Annotated in this window: 2 protein-coding genes; one reads left to right on the top strand and one right to left on the bottom strand. The window is 44.5% G+C overall.

Translation table 11 applies throughout. The features are described 5' to 3' along the window. The coding region (locus LD39_RS20595; RefSeq protein WP_035553138.1) for a methylated-DNA--[protein]-cysteine S-methyltransferase at nucleotides 1-577 on the top strand (577 nt) is incomplete at its 5' end. 55 nt (nucleotides 578-632) lie between these two features. On the opposite strand, the gene LD39_RS20590 is transcribed toward LD39_RS20595, so the two are convergent. Next, nucleotides 633-1,221 (bottom strand): glycerophosphodiester phosphodiesterase family protein (locus tag LD39_RS20590; protein ID WP_035553135.1); only part of this gene is annotated, 589 nt, incomplete at its 5' end.

The following is a 1,221-nucleotide window of genomic DNA, read 5'->3' as shown; positions in this document are numbered from 1 at the left end:
CTTTAGAGATGCTTTTTCAAAGATTATGGGTACCCCGCCTGCATTGGCGGGAGAGAAGAAGGTTTTTAAGGCGTCCTGGCTTGATACACCGCTTGGGCCAATGGTTGCCATTGCGGATGAAAGAGCACTTTTTCTGCTTGAATTTGTGGACCGACGAGGGTTGGAGAGGGAATTGGAGCGTCTCAGAGAAAAAACAAATGCAGCGATTATACCTGGACACACTGAACCGATTCTCTCTATTGGGGAAGAGTTGAGTTTATACTTCAAAGGAGAACTCACTCATTTTCACACCCCTCTAGGGAATCTAGGCACACCGTTTCAAAAGAGGGTGTGGGAAGAGTTGAAAACTATTCCCCGAGGGGAAACGCGCTCGTACTCTGAGATCGCATCTGCTATTGGACGGCCTTCGTCTTACAGGGCGGTGGCAAGGGCTAATGGTGCGAACCAGATAGCGATCGTTATCCCCTGTCACAGAGTCATCAATGCGAGTGGAGAGCTGGGTGGCTATGGAGGCGGCTTAACACGTAAAAAATGGCTGGTTCATCATGAAAAACAAGGAGTCATACAGGATGTTTGACAAAAGAAAAATGGGCTGTCGGTAAGTTCAACAGCCTATTTTTGTACATAAATAATTAATCGATGTAATCTGGATAATCTGTGATAATTCCGTCGACGCCTGCTTTTACTAAGGGTTTAACAGAATCAGCTTCTCTGACGGTCCAAGGGTATGTTTTCATCCCGAATTCATGAATACGTTCCACAAGTCGTTTGCTAATCATGGTTTTATTAGGGTTCAAATACTCCGCGTAAGAAGAGAATTCTGTAAGTTGCTGTTCGGATATCCCATCAGGACTGAATTCTAGCAGCAAACCGGTCGAAACTTCTGGAAGAATCGAGTGAAAAGTTTTCACAGATTCATGCTCAAAGGATTGTACGATAATTTCTTTATTTTTGGGCTTGTCCAGATTCCGCTCTTTGAGTAGATGAGCTACTCTCTGTTCGATTCCCGGATAAAGAGATGGGGATTTGAGTTCAATAAGTATGCCGATTTTTCCTTTGTATTCATCGAGAACCTCTCCGAGTGTCGGGATCTTTTCACCGGCAAATTTTTTACTGAAAGAGCTGCCTGCATCGAGTGCTTTTAACTCTTCAAAAGTAAGGTTTTTGACCTTCCCCGTTCCGTCCGTTGTACGATCAACTGTAGTGTCGTGGATTACCACA

The sequence above is a fragment of the Halobacillus sp. BBL2006 genome (assembly GCF_000786645.1).
Taxonomy (GTDB): domain Bacteria; phylum Bacillota; class Bacilli; order Bacillales; family Halobacillaceae; genus Halobacillus.
The sequence above is the reverse complement of the archived record's forward strand: the minus strand, read 5'-3'. Positions and strand labels throughout refer to the sequence as shown.